Origin of the sequence: Neisseria flavescens, from assembly GCF_001618065.1 — a bacterium.
GTDB classification, from domain to species: domain Bacteria; phylum Pseudomonadota; class Gammaproteobacteria; order Burkholderiales; family Neisseriaceae; genus Neisseria; species Neisseria flavescens_A.
This window is the reverse complement of sequence record NZ_LAEI01000070.1, coordinates 23,005-40,665: the sequence shown is the minus strand read 5'-3', so window position 1 is coordinate 40,665 and position 17,661 is coordinate 23,005. Positions and strand designations below refer to the sequence as shown.

Sequence of the window (17,661 nt, the reverse complement as noted above, 5' to 3'; positions counted from 1 at the left end):
TATTTATTTGATATAGATCAGTATGTATAATTAGGTAAAGTATGGTTATGGAAGAGGGTTTACTCTATAATCCAACCGTTTGTAATTTTATTTCGGTCAAAGCCGGATTTTGGGAGTTGTGATGTCAACTATGTTTTTTATCCAGTTTGCCGTTGTGTTGCTGTGTATCCTGATTGGTGCGCAGGTTGGCGGTATTGGTTTGGGCGTGCTCGGCGGTATCGGCTTGGCCGTATTGTCTTTTGGTTTCCATCTTCAGCCGACCAGCCCGCCGATTGATGTGATGCTGATGATTATGGCGGTAGTGTCTGCCGCCGCGGCCATGCAGGCCAGCGGCGGTTTGGACTATATGATTAAGATTGCCACGCGCGTGTTGCACCGCAATCCGAAATACATCACCTTTATCGCACCGGCGGTAACTTACACCTTTACCGTCTTGGCAGGTACGGGCCATGTGGCTTACTCGGTCTTGCCCGTGATTGCCGAAGTCAGCCGTCGCAATGGCATCCGTCCTTCCCGTCCGCTGACGATGGCGGTTATCGCTTCCCAATTTGCGATTGTTGCCAGCCCGATTGCCGCCGCGGTTGTTGCCTGCGTCACCATGCTTGAGCCGCAGCACATCACGATGGCGGACGTGTTGAAAGTTACCGTTCCGTCCACGATTTTGGGTATCGGTTTGGCTTGCGTGTTCGTAAACAAACTGGGCAAAGAATTGAAAGACGATCCGCATTATCAGGCTTTGTTGAAAGACCCGAACTATGTGAAAGAATACATCGATGTGGAGGAACAACAAACCGATGTCGCCATTTCGCCGAAAGCCAAATTGTCGGTCGGTATTTTCTTGACTGCGGCATTGCTGGTGGTCGTGATGGGTGCGCTGCCTGAGCTGCGTCCGGCTTTTGAACACGATGGCGCGATCAAGCCTATGGGCATGGCGCATACGATTGAAATCGTGATGTTGTCTGCTGCTGCGCTGATTATTTTGGCGTGTAAACCCAATGGCGATGCGATTACCCGAGGTTCGGTATTCCATGCCGGTATGCGTGCCGTGATTGCGGTATTTGGCGTGGCTTGGTTGGGCGATACCTTGATGAACGGCCACTTAACAGAAGTGGAATCGACCGTCAGTCATTTGGTTGAATCTGCACCATGGACCTTTGCCTTTGCCCTGTTTATCTTGTCGGTATTGGTCAACAGCCAAGGCGCGACAGTAGCGACGCTGTTCCCAATCGCCATTAAACTGGGGATTCCTGCGCCCATCATTATCGGCACATTTGTTGCGGTAAACGGCTATTTCTTTATACCAAACTACGGTCCGATTATTGCAGCTATCGACTTCGATACAACCGGCTCGACCAAAATCGGCAAATTTATCTTTAACCACAGCTTCATGATTCCGGGCTTGTTGAGCATGGCATTTAGTCTGGCGTTCGGTTTGTTGTTGGTTCAACTGTATTATTGATAGGCTGAAAAATGAAGGCCGTCTGAAATTAAATTTCAGACGGCCTTTTTGATATTGTTATTCGAGAGCTTAATTGCAGTATTTATTGACGTCGTTTTGGTATTGTTTAATCAGGCTGTCACGATTGGCCAAGCGTGCGCTTTCGGCGACTTGGCGGTTGATTTTGGCGATTTTGCAGTTTTCCAGCTTGTTTTGGCGGTTTTGCTCTTCGATTTTTTTATTGCGCTCTTCGATTTGTTTGTTTTGTTCTGCAACCTGTTCGTTGGGCTGCTCGGCAACCGGCTCAGATGCCGCAACAGCAGGCGCAACGGCAGGTTTGACGTTGTGCGTGCGGATGTTGACCACGCCGGAACGCTTCGGTTGCAGGCGGTTTGGCGTATCGGAATAGCTGTTGCCCGATGTGCCTTTCCAAGTGTAAACCTCGGCCGCGCCGGTCAGGGCGGCAGAAGAGAGAAGGGCTGCTATCAGACAGGTTTTGAGTACGGAAGATTTCATGGGTTTCCCTTATGTAAATGATGTTCTCATCTAGACTATTTTACTTGAAACTGCAATGCGTTGGCATATTTTTGTACCGCAGATCAAATCATGTAAAAAAATAACGTTAAAACGTGTATTGCCAATGTTAGCATCAAGCCGGTGTGATATAATGCCGTGCATCTTGCACAAACTGAAAGACCGAGCATCATGCGTATTGTAGAAAAAGCCTATACTTTCGACGACGTTTTGTTGGTTCCAGCGCACTCAAACGTGCTGCCTCGAGATGTCAAACTTCAAACCAAACTCACCCGCGATATCACGCTCAACCTCCCTCTACTTTCTGCTGCAATGGATACCGTTACCGAAGCGCGTCTGGCCATTTCTATGGCTCAAGAAGGCGGCATCGGCATTATCCATAAAAACATGACGCCGGAGTTGCAAGCGCGTGCCGTTTCCAAAGTGAAGCGCCATGAGAGCGGCGTGGTGAAAGATCCCATTACCGTTGCGCCGACCGCATTGATCCGCGAAGTCTTGGAAATGCGCGCACAACGCAAACGCAAAATGTCCGGTCTGCCTGTTGTTGAAAACGGCAAAGTGGTCGGTATCGTGACCAACCGCGACCTGCGTTTTGAAAACCGTGTCGATCTGCCGGTTTCTGCCATCATGACCCCCCGCGACCGTTTGGTTACCGTACCTGAAGGCACCAGCATCGATGAAGCCCGCGAAATCATGCATGCGCACAAAGTTGAGCGCGTTTTGGTGTTGAACGACCAAGACGAACTCAAAGGTCTGATTACCGTTAAAGATATTCTGAAAACAACCGAATTCCCTAATGCCAACAAAGATGCCGAAGGCCGTCTGCGCGTCGGTGCTGCGGTGGGTACCGGCGGCGATACCGAAGAGCGTGTCAAAGCATTGGTAGAAGCAGGCGTGGACGTGATTGTGGTCGATACTGCCCACGGTCATAGCCAAGGCGTTATCGATCGCGTGCGCTGGGTAAAAGAAACTTATCCGCACATCCAAGTCATCGGCGGCAACATCGCGACTGCTAAGGCCGCTTTGGATTTGGTGGCCGCAGGTGCGGATGCCGTTAAAGTCGGTATCGGCCCGGGCTCGATTTGTACGACCCGTATCGTGGCAGGCGTAGGCGTGCCTCAACTGACTGCGATTCACAATGTTTCTGAAGCCCTGAAAGGTACAGGCATTCCCCTGATTGCCGACGGCGGTATCCGCTTCTCCGGCGATATTGCCAAAGCTCTGGCAGCAGGTGCATACAGCGTCATGCTCGGCGGTATGTTTGCCGGTACGGAAGAAGCACCGGGCGAAATCGAACTCTACCAAGGCCGCTCTTACAAGTCTTACCGCGGCATGGGTTCGTTGGGTGCGATGAGTCAAGGTTCTGCCGACCGCTACTTCCAAGACAAAACCGACAGCACAGACAAATATGTTCCTGAAGGCATCGAAGGCCGCGTTCCTTACAAAGGTCCGATTGTGAACATCATCCACCAGCTGACCGGCGGTCTGCGTTCCAGCATGGGTTACTTGGGTTGCGCCAATATTGCTGAAATGCATGAGAAAGCAGAATTTGTGGAAATCACTTCTGCCGGTATGAGCGAATCTCACGTTCACGACGTACAAATCACTAAAGAAGCGCCTAACTACCATCGTTAAACCAGTATAAAAAGGTCGTCTGAAAATATTTCAGACGGCCTTTCTGTTTTTATAAGGTTTTAAAAATGAAGAGAATATTACTTGCCGCTGTTTGGTCTGGTGTTTCAGGTTAGGTATTTGCAGAACTTGCCGGATAAATTGGGAAGACAAACGCTTCACGCGCTGAAATGACATGTATCAACTAGTACGTTTTGAACTGAGCGATTAAACCGAGTTTCAGATGGCCTTTTAAAAATCGTATTACAATAAGCTAAAATTAAAAACACATTCCATTATGTCCAAAAAAATCCTGATTATTACCCCAAGCTGGATTGGCGACTGTGTCATGACCCAACCGCTTTATCGTCGTTTGCATGAGCTGCATCCCGGCTGCACCATTGATGCTTTTGCACCCAAATGGTCGATGGCCGTATTTGAGCGTATGCCTGAAATCAACCGTGTGATGGAAAATCCGTTTGGACATGGTGCGTTGGAATTGAAAAAACGCTGGCGTATCGGGCGTGAATTGGGAAAAGAAGGCTATGATCAAGTAATTGTTTTGCCCGGTTCGCTCAAATCCGCCATCATTGCCTTGGCTACGGGCATTAAGCAGCGTACGGGCTACGTCGGTGAGTCGCGCTATTTTTTGCTGAACGATATCCGTAAGTTGGATAAGGCCGTGTTGCCTCTGATGGTTGACCGCTATACTGCGCTGGCGCATCCGACCCAAGCGGATTTTAACGGGCATTCCGATAATCCGTGTTTCACGATTGATCCTGAAAGCCGTCAAGCCGCTTTGTCAAAACATGGTTTGGCGACGGATAAACCGATTTTGGCATTTTGTCCCGGTGCGGAATATGGCCCGGCCAAGCGTTGGCCTGCGCGTCATTTTGCCGAACTTGGCCGCCGCTATTTGGCTGAAGGTTGGCAGGTTTGGCTGTTTGGTTCGCAAAAAGATTTCGATATTGCAGATGAAATCAACCGACTTTCAGACGGCCTGTGTACCAATCTTTGCGGCAAAACCAATCTTCCTGAAGCCATTGATCTGTTGTCTTGCGCTGATACGGTCGTGTGCAACGACAGCGGTCTGATGCACCTTGCGGCCGCGCTTGATCGGAAATTGGTTGCGGTTTACGGTTCATCCAGCCCTGACCATACGCCGCCTCTCAGCCAAAAGGCAAAAATCGTCAGTTTGAATTTGGATTGCTCGCCATGTTTTAAACGCGAATGTCCGTTAGGGCATACGGATTGTTTGAACAAGTTGATGCCGGATATGGTGCAAAAAGCGGCGGAAGAGCTGACTCGTTCGGCGTAATCCAATAAAGATTGGATGGAAAACAGTAAAGGACAGATTTGAGTCTGTCCTTTTAATCTTTCGTTTCTTTTATTTTTTAACAAAAGGCCGTCTGAAATATGATTTTCAGACGGCCTTTTTGTCGGTTTGAAATCAATACATCCGATTATTTTTGATGCAGATGATAAACGTATTCGACTTCTTCGCGGCTGCCCATGAATACGGCAACACGTTGGTGCAGGCCGGTAGGTTGGATGTCGAGCATGGCTTCGATGGCGTTATTTGATGCGCCGCCGGCTTGTTCCATAAGCAGGCTCATCGGGTTGGCTTCGTACATCAGGCGCAGTTTGCCCGGTTTGGATGGGTCGCGTTTGTCTTGCGGATACATGAATACGCCGCCGCGCATCAGGATGCGGTGGATTTCGGCAACCATGCTGGCTACCCAGCGCATATTGTAGTTTTTGCCGCGTACGCCGGTTTCGCCTGCTAGCAATTCGTCAATGTATTGTTGAACAGGGGCGAACCAATGTCTTTGGTTGGACATATTGATGGCGAATTCTTTAGTAGATTCTGGAACGCGCGGATTTTCTTTGGTCAGCAGGAATTGGTTGGCATCGTCCAGAGTGAAGACGAATACGCCGTGACCGACAGTCAGTACCAGTTGGGTTTGCGGACCGTATAAAACATAACCTGCGGCCACTTGGTCGCGGCCTTTTTGCAGGAAGGATTCGGTAGTCAATGCGCCTTCAGGTTTCGCCAAGATGGAGAAGATGGTGCCGACGGAGATGTTGACGTCGATATTGGAAGAGCCGTCCAGCGGATCAAACAATACCAAATAGCCGCCGTTTTCGTGTGTGGCGACATAGGTGTCTTCTTCTTCGCTGGCAAGACCTGCGATGTTGGCATTGGCTTTTAAAACATCAATCATGATGTTGTTGGCGATGACATCGAGTTTCTTTTGGTCTTCGCCTTGGATGTTGCCGGTACCTGCCATGCCCAAAACGCCGGAAAGCGCGCCGAGGCGGACTTTGGCGTTGATGTCCAAACAGGCGGCGGCTACGGATTCCAATACGCTGGCCAGCTCTTGCGGTAGTTTGTGTTCGGGCAGGTGTTGGGCTAAGAATTGGTTCAATGTCTTCATGGTTTCACTCTTTTCCTAAGTTTGAATCGAATATTTTTCAATTTCAGGCCGTCTGAAAACGGCGTGTTCATTTGGTTTTGCTATCGGCCATGCCTAAAACTTCTTTAGTGCAGGCGATGCTGGTGTCTTTGATGCGTTTTTTCAGCTCGTCGCTCATGGAGTCGCTGCCGCCCAAAAGCGAGGTCGCTTCTTCAGGATTGATTTGGTCGACTGTTTTTTCGCCGATGCAGCGGCAGATTTTTTCAGTGGTCGCTGAATCAAACGGGCTTTTTCCTGCGGCTTTTTCTACACAGGCTTCGGTTGCCGAGCGGACAAATTCAGTGCGGAAACTTTGGGTAAATTCTTCTTTAAATTCGTTTTTTGCAGATTCGCTGCACGAGCAAAGCAGGAGCGTGCAGGCTAGGGGTGTGCGTATATTCATGAGTGGACGGCCGTTAATTGTTATGTTGTGAATTGTAGTGGAAAAAGGCTTAAGTATAAAGGGTTAAGGCCGTCTGAACAGGTATTGTGGCAAAATCGAAGCGCTTGGGTATGCGTTCAGACGACGGCGTTTATTTCGTTTTACTTTCCAATACATAATGCGCGTCTGCATCTTGCGCCAAAATTTTGGAAAGTTCGGGCAGATTGTTTTGCAACTGTTCGGCAAGCATGTAGGGCGGATTGATGACGAACATGCCGCTGCCGTGCATACCGAAGCCGTCGCTGCGCGGCGTATGGACATGAAGCTCGGCGTGCAGATAATTGTCGGGAGCGATTTTTTTGTAGTTCGTCCGGCAGTTTGCGGCTTTCTTCGCGGCTCAAGCAAGGATACCAAACCATGTAGCAGCCGGTTTCAAAGCGTTTCAAGGCATCTTTCAAGACTTGGACGACACGGCGGTAGTCTTGTTTTTCTTCGTAGGGCGGATCAATCAAGACGGCGGCACGGCGGGGCGGAGGAGGCAAGAGTGAAATCAGGCCTTGATAACCGTCCGCTTGGCTGACCTGCACTTTACGCGCAGGACGGACTTCGCGCATATTGTTTTGCAAATGGACAAAATCGGCAGGATGCAGCTCAAAGAGGCGCATTTTGTCGCTGTCGCGCGTGATCGCCTGTGCCAGCCAAGGCGAGCCGCAGTAAAGGTTGTCTTGCGGCAGTATTTGTTTCAGACGGCCTACAAATTCAGCCAATTCGGAAGGCAGCTTGTCAGCTTGTTCCAAGAGCGCAATGCCTTGTTTGTATTCACCGACTTTTTGCGCTTCATCGCCGCTCAAATCATACAAACCGGCACCGCTGTGCGTATCGATATACCAATAAGGCTTGTCTTTGCGGTTGAAATATTCGAGGACGAGGAAGAGGGTAAAGTGCTTGAGCATATCGGCATGGTTGCCGGCATGGAAGGCGTGGCGGTAGCTGAGCATGATCGGGCTGCGGAAATAAAAATCCGATTATACCCCAAACCATCGCCATTACCGCTTTCAGACGGCCTTTGTGCCTGGAAAATGCTACAATATCCGCCTTATCGTACCATCGGAAAGAAGACATCATGTTTACAGGCATCGTACAAGGCATGGGCAAAATTACAGACATCGCCCAACCTTCGCCCGACTTTCGTACCCACACAGTCGAGCTGCCCCCCGAAATCGCCGACAATCTGCAAACCGGCGCCTCTGTCGCCAACAACGGCTGCTGCCTGACCATTACCCGAATCGACGGCAACAAAGTCAGCTTTGATTTGATGGACGAAACCTTACGCAAAACCAATCTCGGTAGCTTAAAAGTCGGCGACAGTGTCAATTTGGAACGCGCGGCACGATTTGGCGATGAAATCGGCGGCCATGTGATGAGCGGTCATGTGATGGCGGTTACCCGAATTTCCCGTATCGAATCCAGCGAGTTCAACCGTACAGTTTGGTTTGAGCTGCCGGAAAACCTCAAGCCCTACATCCTGACCAAAGGCTTTGTCGGTTTGGACGGTTGCAGTCTGACCATAGGCGAAGTCAGCGACAGCGAATTTTGCGTACACCTGATTCCGGAGACTTTGGAGCGCACCCTGTTTGGCAGCCGCAAAGAAGGCGACCTCATCAATATTGAAATCGATCCGCAAACCCAAGCCGTTGTCGATACCGTTATGCGAGTATTGGCGCAAAAGGCCGTCTGAAAAAAAGAAAGCCGAAATGAAATTATCCAATTTTTTGAAAAAAGCTAATTCCGTTTTAAACCGTCTGGATTTAATCCTGCCTGACGAAGCCGGTAAAACCGACTGGCGCGCTTTGGCCTACCGTTGGCACAGCGTGGGCAAAAAAGGCATTTTGGAAAGCCTGCCGCGTCCGCATACGTTTCCTTTGAGCAGATTGGCGGCAGTCGGTTCGCAAACCGACAGGCTGAAACGCAATACCGAGCAATTTTTGGCAGGCCGTCCGGCAAATAATGTCTTGATGACTGGCGCACGCGGTACGGGCAAATCTTCCTTGGTTAAAGCGTTGTTGCACGAATACGCCGAGCGCGGCCTGCGACTGATTGAGGTGGACAAAAGCGATTTAATCAGTTTGCCGGCTTTGTTGACGCTGTTGTCTGAGCGTCCCGAGAAATTTATCGTTTTCTGCGATGATTTGTCGTTTGAAACCGGCGATGAAACCTATAAAGCCTTGAAAACCGCTTTGGATGGCGGACTGTCGCAACGTTGCACCAATGTTTTGGTTTATGCAACTTCCAACCGCCGTCATTTAATTCCCGAATACATGGATGAAAACGGCGGTACGACGGGCACTCGCGGCGAAATCCATCAGAAAGAGGCCGTCGAGGAAAAAATCTCCCTTTCCGACCGCTTCGGCTTATGGCTGAGTTTTTATCCTTTCGATCAAAACGATTATCTGACCGCTGTTGCCAACTGGTTGGACGATTTCAATGTGCCTTTTGACGATACGGCGCGCCAAGCCGCATTGCAATGGGCGCAAATGCGCGGCAGCCGTTCAGGCCGCTCGGCATGGCAGTTTGCCTGCGACTGGGCAGGCCGGTTGCCGGAAGAAAGAGTGTTGGATTAAGGCTGAAAAAGCAAAGGCCGTCTGAATATGGTTTCAGACGGCCTTTTTGTATTTTTATTTATCCATCAGCGCAAGCATGAAGACAACCATTGCTGGCGCTGGCGCGGATTGAGCAGATGATAGAGGCGGTATTGGATTTCCATTTCATCCACCGCATAGTCCATGCTGGAGAGGTAGCGGTTTTCAACATAATCGCGGGCGGCGTTTGAGTCGAATGAGTCGCCGGAGAGGATTTTGATGATGGTTTGACGGCGGTTGCGGTCGGAGCGTACGGTTTTGCGGTAGGCTTTATCGTTGATTTGTTTGAAGTCGGTACGCAGGCGGCGCAGGGCGGCGTGTTGGTCGGCGGATAAATTGAGCTGTCGGATGTCGCAATTTGGGTGGAAGTCGTCCAAAGTGGCCAGAAACGGACCGGCATGTGCAGGCAGACTGGAACAGAGTAGGGCAAGTGCTAAGAAAATAAAAGTCGGATAGCGGGAAAGTGCAACAGACACGGTGTTTTCCTAATGTTTCATCAGGTTTGGAAATATAACCGATAAGCGTGTGAAAGGCAGTATCAATGCAGTTAACTTTTGTTAATGATGTTAGATTTTTTTGAATGTGTATGTAATCTAATAATTTATTTTCAAAGCCTTACTATGTGATTATAAGTTTCATTAATGTATATGAAATGTAAATTCACAAAAATGACGGCAGAGACGTTGTCGGCGGCATACAACATAGGGTTAAAAATGCGATAATGACAAAGGAACACACTTTAGGAGAATAAACATGACCGACTACCGTATTGCCCCCAGTATTTTGTCCGCCGATTTTGCCCGTTTGGGCGAAGAGGTTGCCGAAGTTATCCGCGCCGGTGCGGATTTGATTCATTTTGACGTGATGGACAATCATTATGTACCGAATCTGACTTTCGGCCCTATGGTTTGCGCGGCTTTGAAACCGTATGCAACCGTGCCGGTCGATGTGCATTTGATGGTTGAGCCGGTGGACGATTTGATTCATGCGTTTGCCAAAGCCGGTGCCAATATCATTACCTTTCATCCGGAAGCCAGCCGCCATGTCGACCGCAGCTTGGGTTTGATTAAAGAATACGGCTGTCAGGCAGGCTTGGTATTGAATCCTGCTACGCCGGTCAATATTCTGGAAAACGTTTTGGACAAACTGGATATGGTGTTACTGATGTCGGTTAACCCGGGCTTCGGCGGACAAAGCTTTATCCCGAATACGCTGGTGAAAATCCGCAAAGTGCGCGAGATGTTGGACGAGTACGAACGGCAAAGCGGCCGCCATATCGCCTTGGAAGTTGATGGCGGCGTGAAGACAGACAATATTGCTGAAATTGCGGCGGCAGGTGCGGATACGTTTGTTGCCGGTTCGGCGATTTTTGGCAAACCGGATTACAAAGCTGTTATCGATGAAATGCGTCAACAGTTGGCGAAAGTCGGATAATTAAGCCAGGATATTCTTGGTTTCCAAACTTTGGAATCATCAATGTTTAATATTAAAGGCCGTCTGAAATGATTTTCGGACGGCCTTTTGTTTTAGCCTAAACCCTTACAGCGGCCATTTCAATGCAGGATTGCTTTCAATGACTGCTTTGAATTGGTTTTGAATACGCTCAATCGCTTCTTGCGTATCCGCTTCAAAACGCAATACCAAAATCGGCGTGGTATTGGAAGCACGCATCAGGCCGAAGCCGTCAGGGAATTCAACGCGCAAGCCGTCGATGGTGATAATTTCGGTCGCACCTTCAAACTTGGCATTGGTAGCCAGCTCTTCAATCACTTTGTGGCCGTTGCTGCCTTCCGGCAGGTCGATGTTGAGTTCCGGAGTGGAAATGCTTTGCGGCAGCTTGTTCAACACTTCGGACGGATTGTCGAAGGCAGACAGGATTTCCAAGAGGCGTGCGCCGGCATACATACCGTCGTCGAAGCCGAACCAGCGTTCTTTAAAGAAAACGTGGCCGCTCATTTCGCCGGCAACCAGTGCGCCGGTTTTTTTCATGGTGGATTTGATGAAGCTGTGGCCGGTTTTTTCCATCACAGGTTCGCCGCCGTGTTCTTTAATCCAAGGCGCGAGCAGACGGGTGGATTTGACGTCGAAAATCACTTTGGCTTTAGGATTGCGGCTTAACACGTCTTGCGCGAAAAGCATCAGTTGGCGGTCTGGATAGATGATGTTGCCGTCTTTGGTGACCACGCCCAAGCGGTCGGCATCGCCGTCAAATGCCAAGCCGATTTCGGCATCGCTGTTTTGAAGCTCGACGATGAGGTCTTGCAGGTTTTTCGGTTTGGAAGGGTCGGGGTGGTGATTAGGGAAGTTGCCGTCTACTTCGCAGAAAAGTTCGGTAATTTCATTGCCCAAACCTTTGTAGAGTTTGCCTGCAAATGCGCCGCCGACACCGTTGCCCGCGTCAATCACGATTTTCATCGGGCGTTTGAGCTTGATGTGGCCGACGATGTTGTTGTGATATTCGCCGGAGATGTCTTTTTCGGTTACGCTGCCTTGTTTGTCGGCGGCAACAAAACCGTCCTTCTCAATGATGGCCAAAAGTTCTTGAATGGCCTCTCCTGCGAGCGTGTCGCCGCCGAGCATCATTTTGAAACCGTTGTAATCAGGCGGATTGTGGCTGCCGGTAATCATCACGCCGCTGCCACCGCATTCGTTGATGGCTGCGAAGTAGAGCATAGGGGTGGCAACCATGCCGACGTTGAGGACGTCGATGCCGCTGTCTGTGAAACCGCGTTGAATTTGTGCCATCAGGCCGGGGCCGCTCAAACGGCCGTCGCGACCGAGTGCGATGCGGGTAATGCCTTTTTCTAAGGCTTTGGTGGCAATGGCTTTGCCAATTAAGTAGGCAGCTTCGTCGGTCAGGGTTTTACCGACGATGCCTCGGATGTCGTAGGCTTTGAAAATGTCGCGGGCGATATTTGCCATGTGGATTTCCTTTGAATTTAAGGGAAAATAATAGGTATTATTTTAACACGGCTAAAAGGCCGTCTGAAAAAATCAGACGGCCTTTTGTCGTTACATCGACGAATCAATTGTTGAAAGTGTTGCACTGGTTGATGTCGCCGCTTTCCAAACCGCGCTTGAGCCAAGTCATGCGTTCTTCGGACGAGCCATGGGTAAAGCTGTCGGGAACGACATAGCCCTGAGCCTGTTTCTGCAAGCGGTCATCGCCGACGGATTCGGCGGCAAGCATCGCTTTTTGAATGTCTTCTGTTTTGAAGATATTTTTGTTGATGGCGTAGTGTCCCCAAATACCAGCGAAACAGTCGGCCTGCAATTCGAGTTTGACGGAAAGGGCATTGGCCTCTTTTTTGCCGACTTGCTGTTGCATTTTGTGGACTTTAGGCAGAATGCCGAGCAGGTTTTGAACGTGATGGCCGACTTCATGGGCAATAACGTAGGCAAACGCGGCATCGCTGGCGGATTCGAGCTTGGTGCGCATGTCTTCGTAGAAACTCAAATCCAAATAAACTCTTTGGTCGCCCGGACAGTAAAACGGGCCCATGGCAGATTGGCCCGTACCGCAGGCGGTGGACGTACTGCCTTCATACAACACCATGGTTGTCGGTGTGTAGTGTTGGCCGTGTTGCTGGAAATATTTACTCCATGCTTTTTCGGTATTAGCAAGGACGACACGGGACAGTTCTTTCAACTCGGCTTCTTGTTGGCTGTCGAGTCGGGAAGCTTGCTGGGTAGGAATGCCCATCGAAGATGAGCCGCCAACCAAACCGCTCAAATCCACGCCGTAATATGCGCCGATCAAAACCACGATAATGCCGAGTATGCCCGGTGTTTTGCCGCCACCGCCGCCGCCACGGCTTCCGCGGCGATCTTCGACGTTTTGGCTTTGTTCACGACCTTTCCAATCCATAATGCGTATCCTGTGTAGTTTTGATGCGGCGGATTATACTATGGAATGTCAAATGTGTTTGATCGAATTGTGAATATTGCTTGAGGCCGTCTGAAAATGCGACATCGGGAAAGTGAAAACGGCAGTATCTTTCAGACGGCCTTGGGGTTTGTTAGAATGAACAAACCTACTATTGGGAGATATAAGATGAAAGTCAGCAGTAAAGCTATTGTCAACGGCGAATTTGAAGACAAATACGGCAAGCGCGGCAGCCAGTTCAGCCCGAGCGGTATGCCTTCTTATTCGATTCCTTTTGAGATTGAAGATGCGCCTGAAGGAACAAAATCGTTTGCCGTGGTGTTGGAAGACAAAGATGCTATTTCAGCATCCGGCTTCGTATGGACGCATTGGTTGATTTCGGATTTGAAACGCACTTCCGTGGCAGAAAATGAAAGTATTTCTGCAACAGATTTCACACAGGGCGCGAACACTTGGGCGAGCGCGTTGGGTAAATTTGAAATCGAAGAGGCCTCATTTTACGGCGGTATGGCACCACCGAACAACCGCCATCGTTATGAACTGATTGTGTACGCGCTGGACACCGTTTTGGATTTGCCGCGCGGTTTCCGCTTTAATGAGCTGCATTTTGCCATGCAGGGCCATGTTTTGGATTCGGCATGCGTGGTCGGTACTTATGATGTATGACGGTATGCGTCATTATTGAAAACAGCCTGTCCGTTTTTAATTCGGACAGGCTGTTTTTATGGGAAATCAAATCAATTAAACCACTTCGGCTTTAGTGATGATGACAGGTTCGCTCGGTACGTCGTCGTGGTAGCCGTGACGTTTGGTAGAAACGCCTTCGATGGCATCGACAACGTCAAAACCGTCAACGACTTTACCGAATACGGCATAGCCCCAGTCTTGGACAACGGTTTTGCCGTACAGCTCTTTAGAACGGAAGTTCAGGAAGGCGTTGTCGGCAGTGTTGATGAAGAATTGCGCGCTGGCAGAATGAGGATCGGAAGTACGCGCCATGGCGATGGTGTATTTTTCGTTAGGCAAACCGTTGGACGCTTCGTTTTGAATCGGATCGCGGGTTTCTTTTTCGTTCATGTTTTCATCCATGCCGCCGCCTTGAATCATGAAGCCTTTGATGACGCGGTGGAAGATTACGCCGTCGTAGAAGCCGTCTTTAACGTATTGCTCGAAGTTTTTAGCTGTAACGGGGGCTTTGTCGAAATCGAGTTCGATTTTGATGTCGCCCTTGTTGGTGTGCAGGATAATCATGGGTTTCCTTTCGTTAGAATCCGGTTTTGAATCATTCGTTAAATTGTGTCTGAACGAGAAACTTCAAGGCCGTCTGAAAAATATTCTTTCAGACGGCCTTGAAGTTTAGGTCGATGGTTTACATCAGTACAGCGTAAGCCCACAGAGCAACCAATACCACGCAGAGGATGTTCAGCAATAAGCCGACATTCATCATCTCGCGTTGTTTGATTAAGCCTGTACCGAACACAATCGCGTTAGGCGGTGTGGCAACCGGCAGCATGAAGGCACAAGATGCACCGACACCGATCACGAATACCAAGACTTGTTCTGGCAGGCCCATTTGCGCGGCGATGCTGGCAAAAATAGGTACAAGCAAGGCGGCGGAAGCTGTGTTACTGGTGAACTCGGTTAGGAAGATGATGAAGGTCGCAACCACGAAAATCACCAGCAATGCAGGAGAATGGGAGAACGTAGAAGCAACTTGCTGACCCAGTGCTTCAGATGCGCCGGAAGATTGCAGCAATGCGCTCAAGCTGATACCGCCACCGAAGAGCATCAATACACCCCAGTCGGTATTGCGGGCAACTTCTTTCCATTGCGCCACGCCGAATACGACGACGGCAACGGCGGCAATCAGGGCAATAACGGTATCAGGGTTGGAAATACCAAATGCGGCTTTGATTTTGGAGCTGAATACCCAAGCGATGGCGGCTGCCAAGAAAATCAACAGCGCGATAACGCGGTGCAAAGTCCAAGGGATAGATTCGGCTTTAACTTCCACACGCTCGTTCAAATTAGGTTTGAGGATGACGTACATGGAGAACAGCATCAGCGGCAGAATCAACAGCATCATCGGCAGGCCGAGCTTCATCCAGCCGACGAAGTCCAAGTTTAGCGCTTTGGCGGCAATCATGTTCGGCGGAGAACCGACCACGGTGCCCAAGCCGCCGATACTGGCGCAGTAGGCGATACCGAGCAGGACGAAAACGTAGGTTTTGCGTTCTTTTTCTTGGTCGAGGTGGCTCATCATACCCATTGCCAAAGGCAGCATCATCGCGGCAGTTGCAGTGTTACTGATCCACATAGACAGGAAGGCGGTAACGGCAAACAGCATCAACACGGCCACTTTCATATTGCCACGGGACAGGCGCAACAGGCTGACAGCGATTTTACGGTCGAGACGCTGCATGTGCAGGGCGGTTGCAAGCGCGAAGCCGCCGAAGAAGATGTAAATCGTCGGGTCGGAGAAACCGGCCATCGCTTTTTGATGTCCATATCCGGGAAACCGAGTACAACGGCAAGGATAGGGATCATCAGTGCGGTAACGGTAATGTGTACGGCTTCGGTAAACCAAAGCGCGGCAACGAAAATCAACAGCGCTATACCTTTGTTGGCGTCGGGGCTGTAGGGAAGGATGTAATAAATGCCGAAGCAGACAACGGCGGAGATGATGGTGGTCAGCAAGCCTTTAAAGTCGGTAATCGGCTTTTGTGCACTGAGCAGCTCGACGTTTTCCGGATGCTGGGTTTTGTCCTTTGCGTGCAGATCCATAGAATGTTCCTCTGAAGTTTGCTGGTTTTTCTTTTACGCTTGTGCCGGCCGTTTTCAGACGGCCTGACAGCGACAGTATATTTGTAATTTAATGTAGTGTAAATAAATTGTAAATTATTTTTTAAAATAAAATAAAAAACGGACAAGCAGCAGGAAGGCTGTTTGTCCGTTCGATTAGGAAAGTGATTGGATTTTAAACGTTTTGCGTCAGATTGTCTTGTTCCTTAAACAACAAACCGCAAACGGCAAAACCTGCCGCAGCTAAGAGCGCGCCTGCAATGCCGATATTGGAAAGGCCGAACCAAACGGTTACATAATGCCCCAAAAGCGCGCCGCCGCCGATGCCGACATTGTACAAACCTGAATAAATCGAGTTGGCCACATCTGTTGCATCCGAGGCAAATGCCAAGACTTTCGACACCATGCCCAAGCTGACGATGACGATGGCCACGCCCCAAATAAACACCAGCGCGTACACCGCATAAGGGAAAGAGGCAAACGGCAGAAGCAGCAGGGCAGAGAGCAGGATGACCGCCACCGCGCCAAGCATAAACAGACGTTGCGATTTGGCAAACCATTTTCCAAACAGATAAGAAGCAGCGAAGCCCGCCAAACCGTACAGGCTCAAAACGATGGTAACTTGTTCTGCCTTAAATCCGCCAACTTGCAACACAAAAGGCTCGATATAGCTGTATGCCGTGAAGTGTGCCGTAATAATCAACACCGTCATGGCATAAAGCAACATCAGGTTGCGGCGTTTGAACAAACTCGGCAGGCTGCTTAAAGAGCCGGTATTTTGGCTGGGTAAAGCAGGCAGGTTTTTAGCCAACACCAGCATTACGCCGGCAGCACAGACCCCGATTAGCAGGAAGCTAAGCTGCCAGCCGAAGTATTGCCCGACCACGCGCCCCAGCGGAATACCCAAAACCATGGCCAAAACCGTACCCGTACTGAGCAGGCCCAAAGCCTGATTGGTTTTGCCGGTGGGCGCAAGCCGTACCGCCAAAGAAGCCGTAATCGACCAAAATACCGCGTGTGTCAGCGCAATCCCGATACGGCTGACCAAGAGGATGTTGAAGTTCCAAGAAAAGAACGACAGCGCGTGAAACAGCGCAAACAGTGCAAACAGCATCAGCAATAATTTGCGCCGTTCGATGTTTTTCGTCATCAGCATCAGCGGCAGCGATAGGAGCGCAACAATCCACGCATACACCGTAATTATCATGCCCACTTCCGTTGCAGGTTTGCCAAAGCTCTGACCGATGTCGCTCAAAAGCGCAATCGGAATATATTCGGTGGTATTGAAAATAAACGCCCCCACCGCCAGCGCGCATACGCTAACCCATTGTTTGAATGTTGAAGTCATTATTATGTCCGTTTGATGAAGCACAGGGCGTTATTGTACGCCTATCTGCAGTTTTCAGACGGCCTTAATAAAGAATTTGCAAGCTGTTTGCGTAAGGAGTAAAGTATTTGGCAACCATATTTGTGTGAATGAAAGGAAATACAAATGCAAACTGTTACCCTCAACATCGACGGCATGACCTGCGGCGGCTGCGTGAAAAGCGTAACCCGTCTTTTGGAAGGCGTAGAAGGCGTGGAAAAAGCAGAAGTCAGCTTGGAAAACAAAAATGCAGTGATTACTTTCGATGAAAGCAAGACGGATGCCGACGCGCTGATTGATGCCGTAGAAGACGGCGGCTACGATGTGGCTTTGTAACCGATAAGCGTATTTTTGAATAAAGGCCGTCTGAAACGCTTCAGACGGCCTTTGTCTCTTGATAACTTACTTTTTGCCATTATTTGGATTACACCGCCACACGGGTAAACAAAAGTTTTCGCGCATATCTGAAGCAAAGCGGCGGCAAGTGGCTGCCGTATTACGACGAGGCCTGTACCAAACCGTTAGCGGCCGACTAAGGCTACCTGAA

At 49.8% G+C, this 17,661-nt stretch carries 16 protein-coding genes and 2 pseudogenes; 8 read left to right on the top strand and 10 right to left on the bottom strand.

Annotated elements, in window-relative coordinates:
- The first annotated feature begins 130 nt into the window (after positions 1–130).
- Positions 131–1,459: an anaerobic C4-dicarboxylate transporter family protein gene (locus tag TW89_RS10755; RefSeq protein WP_128581459.1), complete on the top strand. Its 1,329-nt coding sequence runs from the start codon at positions 131–133 to the stop codon at positions 1,457–1,459.
- 69 nt (positions 1,460–1,528) lie between these two features.
- Here TW89_RS10755 and TW89_RS10750 read toward each other — a convergent pair whose 3' ends face one another.
- Positions 1,529–1,954 carry a DUF4124 domain-containing protein gene (locus tag TW89_RS10750; protein ID WP_070625407.1) on the bottom strand — a complete coding sequence of 142 codons (426 nt, stop codon included), beginning with the start codon at positions 1,952–1,954 and terminating at the stop codon, positions 1,529–1,531.
- 189 nt (positions 1,955–2,143) lie between these two features.
- Here TW89_RS10750 and guaB point away from each other — a divergent pair, with 189 nt between their 5' ends.
- The gene (guaB, locus tag TW89_RS10745; RefSeq protein WP_128581421.1) at positions 2,144–3,607 is read left to right on the top strand and encodes an IMP dehydrogenase; all 1,464 of its coding nucleotides are present in this window, start codon (positions 2,144–2,146) and stop codon (positions 3,605–3,607) included.
- Between the two features lie 274 nt (positions 3,608–3,881).
- Entirely contained in the window at positions 3,882–4,901 is a 1,020-nt protein-coding gene (waaF, locus tag TW89_RS10740; RefSeq protein ID WP_128581420.1) for a lipopolysaccharide heptosyltransferase II, read from the top strand.
- A gap of 145 nt (positions 4,902–5,046) precedes the next feature.
- On the opposite strand, the gene TW89_RS10735 is transcribed toward waaF, so the two are convergent.
- From TW89_RS10735 to TW89_RS10725, 3 genes and pseudogenes are all read right to left on the bottom strand, one after another.
- A complete protein-coding gene (locus TW89_RS10735) occupies positions 5,047–6,021 on the bottom strand; it encodes a class 1 fructose-bisphosphatase (protein WP_128581419.1) in 975 nt (324 codons plus the stop codon).
- Between the two features lie 67 nt (positions 6,022–6,088).
- Positions 6,089–6,442 (bottom strand): hypothetical protein, encoded by a 354-nt coding sequence (locus TW89_RS10730; protein ID WP_128581418.1) that lies wholly within the window; start codon positions 6,440–6,442, stop codon positions 6,089–6,091.
- 130 nt (positions 6,443–6,572) lie between these two features.
- Positions 6,573–7,419, bottom strand: a pseudogene (locus TW89_RS10725) (23S rRNA (adenine(2030)-N(6))-methyltransferase RlmJ).
- 125 nt (positions 7,420–7,544) lie between these two features.
- Between TW89_RS10725 and TW89_RS10720 the strand changes: the two are divergent.
- A complete protein-coding gene (locus tag TW89_RS10720; protein ID WP_003683409.1) occupies positions 7,545–8,159 on the top strand; it encodes a riboflavin synthase in 615 nt (204 codons plus the stop codon).
- Positions 8,160–8,175: 16 nt separating this feature from the next.
- Positions 8,176–9,042 carry an ATP-binding protein gene (locus tag TW89_RS10715; RefSeq protein ID WP_036472369.1) on the top strand — a complete coding sequence of 289 codons (867 nt, stop codon included), beginning with the start codon at positions 8,176–8,178 and terminating at the stop codon, positions 9,040–9,042.
- A gap of 65 nt (positions 9,043–9,107) precedes the next feature.
- Here the strand turns inward: TW89_RS10715 and TW89_RS10710 are convergent, their stop codons facing one another.
- The gene (locus tag TW89_RS10710) at positions 9,108–9,536 is read right to left on the bottom strand and encodes a Spy/CpxP family protein refolding chaperone (RefSeq protein ID WP_049336552.1); all 429 of its coding nucleotides are present in this window, start codon (positions 9,534–9,536) and stop codon (positions 9,108–9,110) included.
- Positions 9,537–9,813: 277 nt separating this feature from the next.
- Here TW89_RS10710 and rpe point away from each other — a divergent pair, with 277 nt between their 5' ends.
- Positions 9,814–10,494, top strand: a complete 681-nt coding sequence (gene rpe / locus TW89_RS10705; RefSeq protein ID WP_128581417.1) for a ribulose-phosphate 3-epimerase — start codon at positions 9,814–9,816, stop codon at positions 10,492–10,494.
- A 105-nt stretch (positions 10,495–10,599) separates the two neighbouring features.
- Here rpe and TW89_RS10700 read toward each other — a convergent pair whose 3' ends face one another.
- Both TW89_RS10700 and ypfJ read right to left on the bottom strand, forming a co-directional pair.
- Positions 10,600–11,982 (bottom strand): phosphomannomutase/phosphoglucomutase, encoded by a 1,383-nt coding sequence (locus TW89_RS10700; RefSeq protein ID WP_128581416.1) that lies wholly within the window; start codon positions 11,980–11,982, stop codon positions 10,600–10,602.
- Between the two features lie 103 nt (positions 11,983–12,085).
- Positions 12,086–12,928, bottom strand: a complete 843-nt coding sequence (ypfJ, locus tag TW89_RS10695) for a KPN_02809 family neutral zinc metallopeptidase (RefSeq protein WP_128581415.1) — start codon at positions 12,926–12,928, stop codon at positions 12,086–12,088.
- 186 nt (positions 12,929–13,114) lie between these two features.
- Here ypfJ and TW89_RS10690 point away from each other — a divergent pair, with 186 nt between their 5' ends.
- Positions 13,115–13,612, top strand: a complete 498-nt coding sequence (locus TW89_RS10690; protein WP_002232090.1) for a YbhB/YbcL family Raf kinase inhibitor-like protein — start codon at positions 13,115–13,117, stop codon at positions 13,610–13,612.
- A gap of 75 nt (positions 13,613–13,687) precedes the next feature.
- Here TW89_RS10690 and TW89_RS10685 read toward each other — a convergent pair whose 3' ends face one another.
- The 3 genes and pseudogenes from TW89_RS10685 to TW89_RS10675 all read right to left on the bottom strand — a co-directional run bounded on the left by TW89_RS10685 (position 13,688) and on the right by TW89_RS10675 (position 17,096).
- On the bottom strand, positions 13,688–14,197 hold the full coding sequence (locus tag TW89_RS10685; RefSeq protein WP_004519830.1) for a peptidylprolyl isomerase: 510 nt from the start codon (positions 14,195–14,197) through the stop codon (positions 13,688–13,690).
- 118 nt (positions 14,198–14,315) lie between these two features.
- A pseudogene (locus tag TW89_RS10680) lies at positions 14,316–15,730 on the bottom strand (SLC13 family permease).
- 193 nt (positions 15,731–15,923) lie between these two features.
- On the bottom strand, positions 15,924–17,096 hold the full coding sequence (locus tag TW89_RS10675; protein WP_128581414.1) for a sugar transporter: 1,173 nt from the start codon (positions 17,094–17,096) through the stop codon (positions 15,924–15,926).
- Positions 17,097–17,240: 144 nt separating this feature from the next.
- Here TW89_RS10675 and TW89_RS10670 point away from each other — a divergent pair, with 144 nt between their 5' ends.
- Positions 17,241–17,450 (top strand): heavy-metal-associated domain-containing protein, encoded by a 210-nt coding sequence (locus TW89_RS10670; RefSeq protein WP_049344680.1) that lies wholly within the window; start codon positions 17,241–17,243, stop codon positions 17,448–17,450.
- Positions 17,451–17,661 lie beyond the last annotated feature (211 nt).

Bases quoted from the DNA above. Each gene is read 5' to 3' on its own strand.
- TW89_RS10690 (WP_002232090.1), top strand. From the start codon at position 13,115: ATGAAAGTCAGCAGTAAAGCTATTGTCAACGGCGAATTTGAAGACAAA.
- ypfJ (WP_128581415.1), bottom strand. From the start codon at position 12,928: ATGGATTGGAAAGGTCGTGAACAAAGCCAAAACGTCGAAGATCGCCGC.
- TW89_RS10675 (WP_128581414.1), bottom strand. From the start codon at position 17,096: ATGACTTCAACATTCAAACAATGGGTTAGCGTATGCGCGCTGGCGGTG.
- guaB (WP_128581421.1), top strand. From the start codon at position 2,144: ATGCGTATTGTAGAAAAAGCCTATACTTTCGACGACGTTTTGTTGGTT.
- rpe (WP_128581417.1), top strand. From the start codon at position 9,814: ATGACCGACTACCGTATTGCCCCCAGTATTTTGTCCGCCGATTTTGCC.
- waaF (WP_128581420.1), top strand. From the start codon at position 3,882: ATGTCCAAAAAAATCCTGATTATTACCCCAAGCTGGATTGGCGACTGT.
- TW89_RS10755 (WP_128581459.1), top strand. From the start codon at position 131: ATGTTTTTTATCCAGTTTGCCGTTGTGTTGCTGTGTATCCTGATTGGT.
- TW89_RS10735 (WP_128581419.1), bottom strand. From the start codon at position 6,021: ATGAAGACATTGAACCAATTCTTAGCCCAACACCTGCCCGAACACAAA.
- TW89_RS10715 (WP_036472369.1), top strand. From the start codon at position 8,176: ATGAAATTATCCAATTTTTTGAAAAAAGCTAATTCCGTTTTAAACCGT.
- TW89_RS10720 (WP_003683409.1), top strand. From the start codon at position 7,545: ATGTTTACAGGCATCGTACAAGGCATGGGCAAAATTACAGACATCGCC.
- TW89_RS10670 (WP_049344680.1), top strand. From the start codon at position 17,241: ATGCAAACTGTTACCCTCAACATCGACGGCATGACCTGCGGCGGCTGC.
- TW89_RS10685 (WP_004519830.1), bottom strand. From the start codon at position 14,197: ATGATTATCCTGCACACCAACAAGGGCGACATCAAAATCGAACTCGAT.
- TW89_RS10700 (WP_128581416.1), bottom strand. From the start codon at position 11,982: ATGGCAAATATCGCCCGCGACATTTTCAAAGCCTACGACATCCGAGGC.
- TW89_RS10730 (WP_128581418.1), bottom strand. From the start codon at position 6,442: ATGAATATACGCACACCCCTAGCCTGCACGCTCCTGCTTTGCTCGTGC.
- TW89_RS10750 (WP_070625407.1), bottom strand. From the start codon at position 1,954: ATGAAATCTTCCGTACTCAAAACCTGTCTGATAGCAGCCCTTCTCTCT.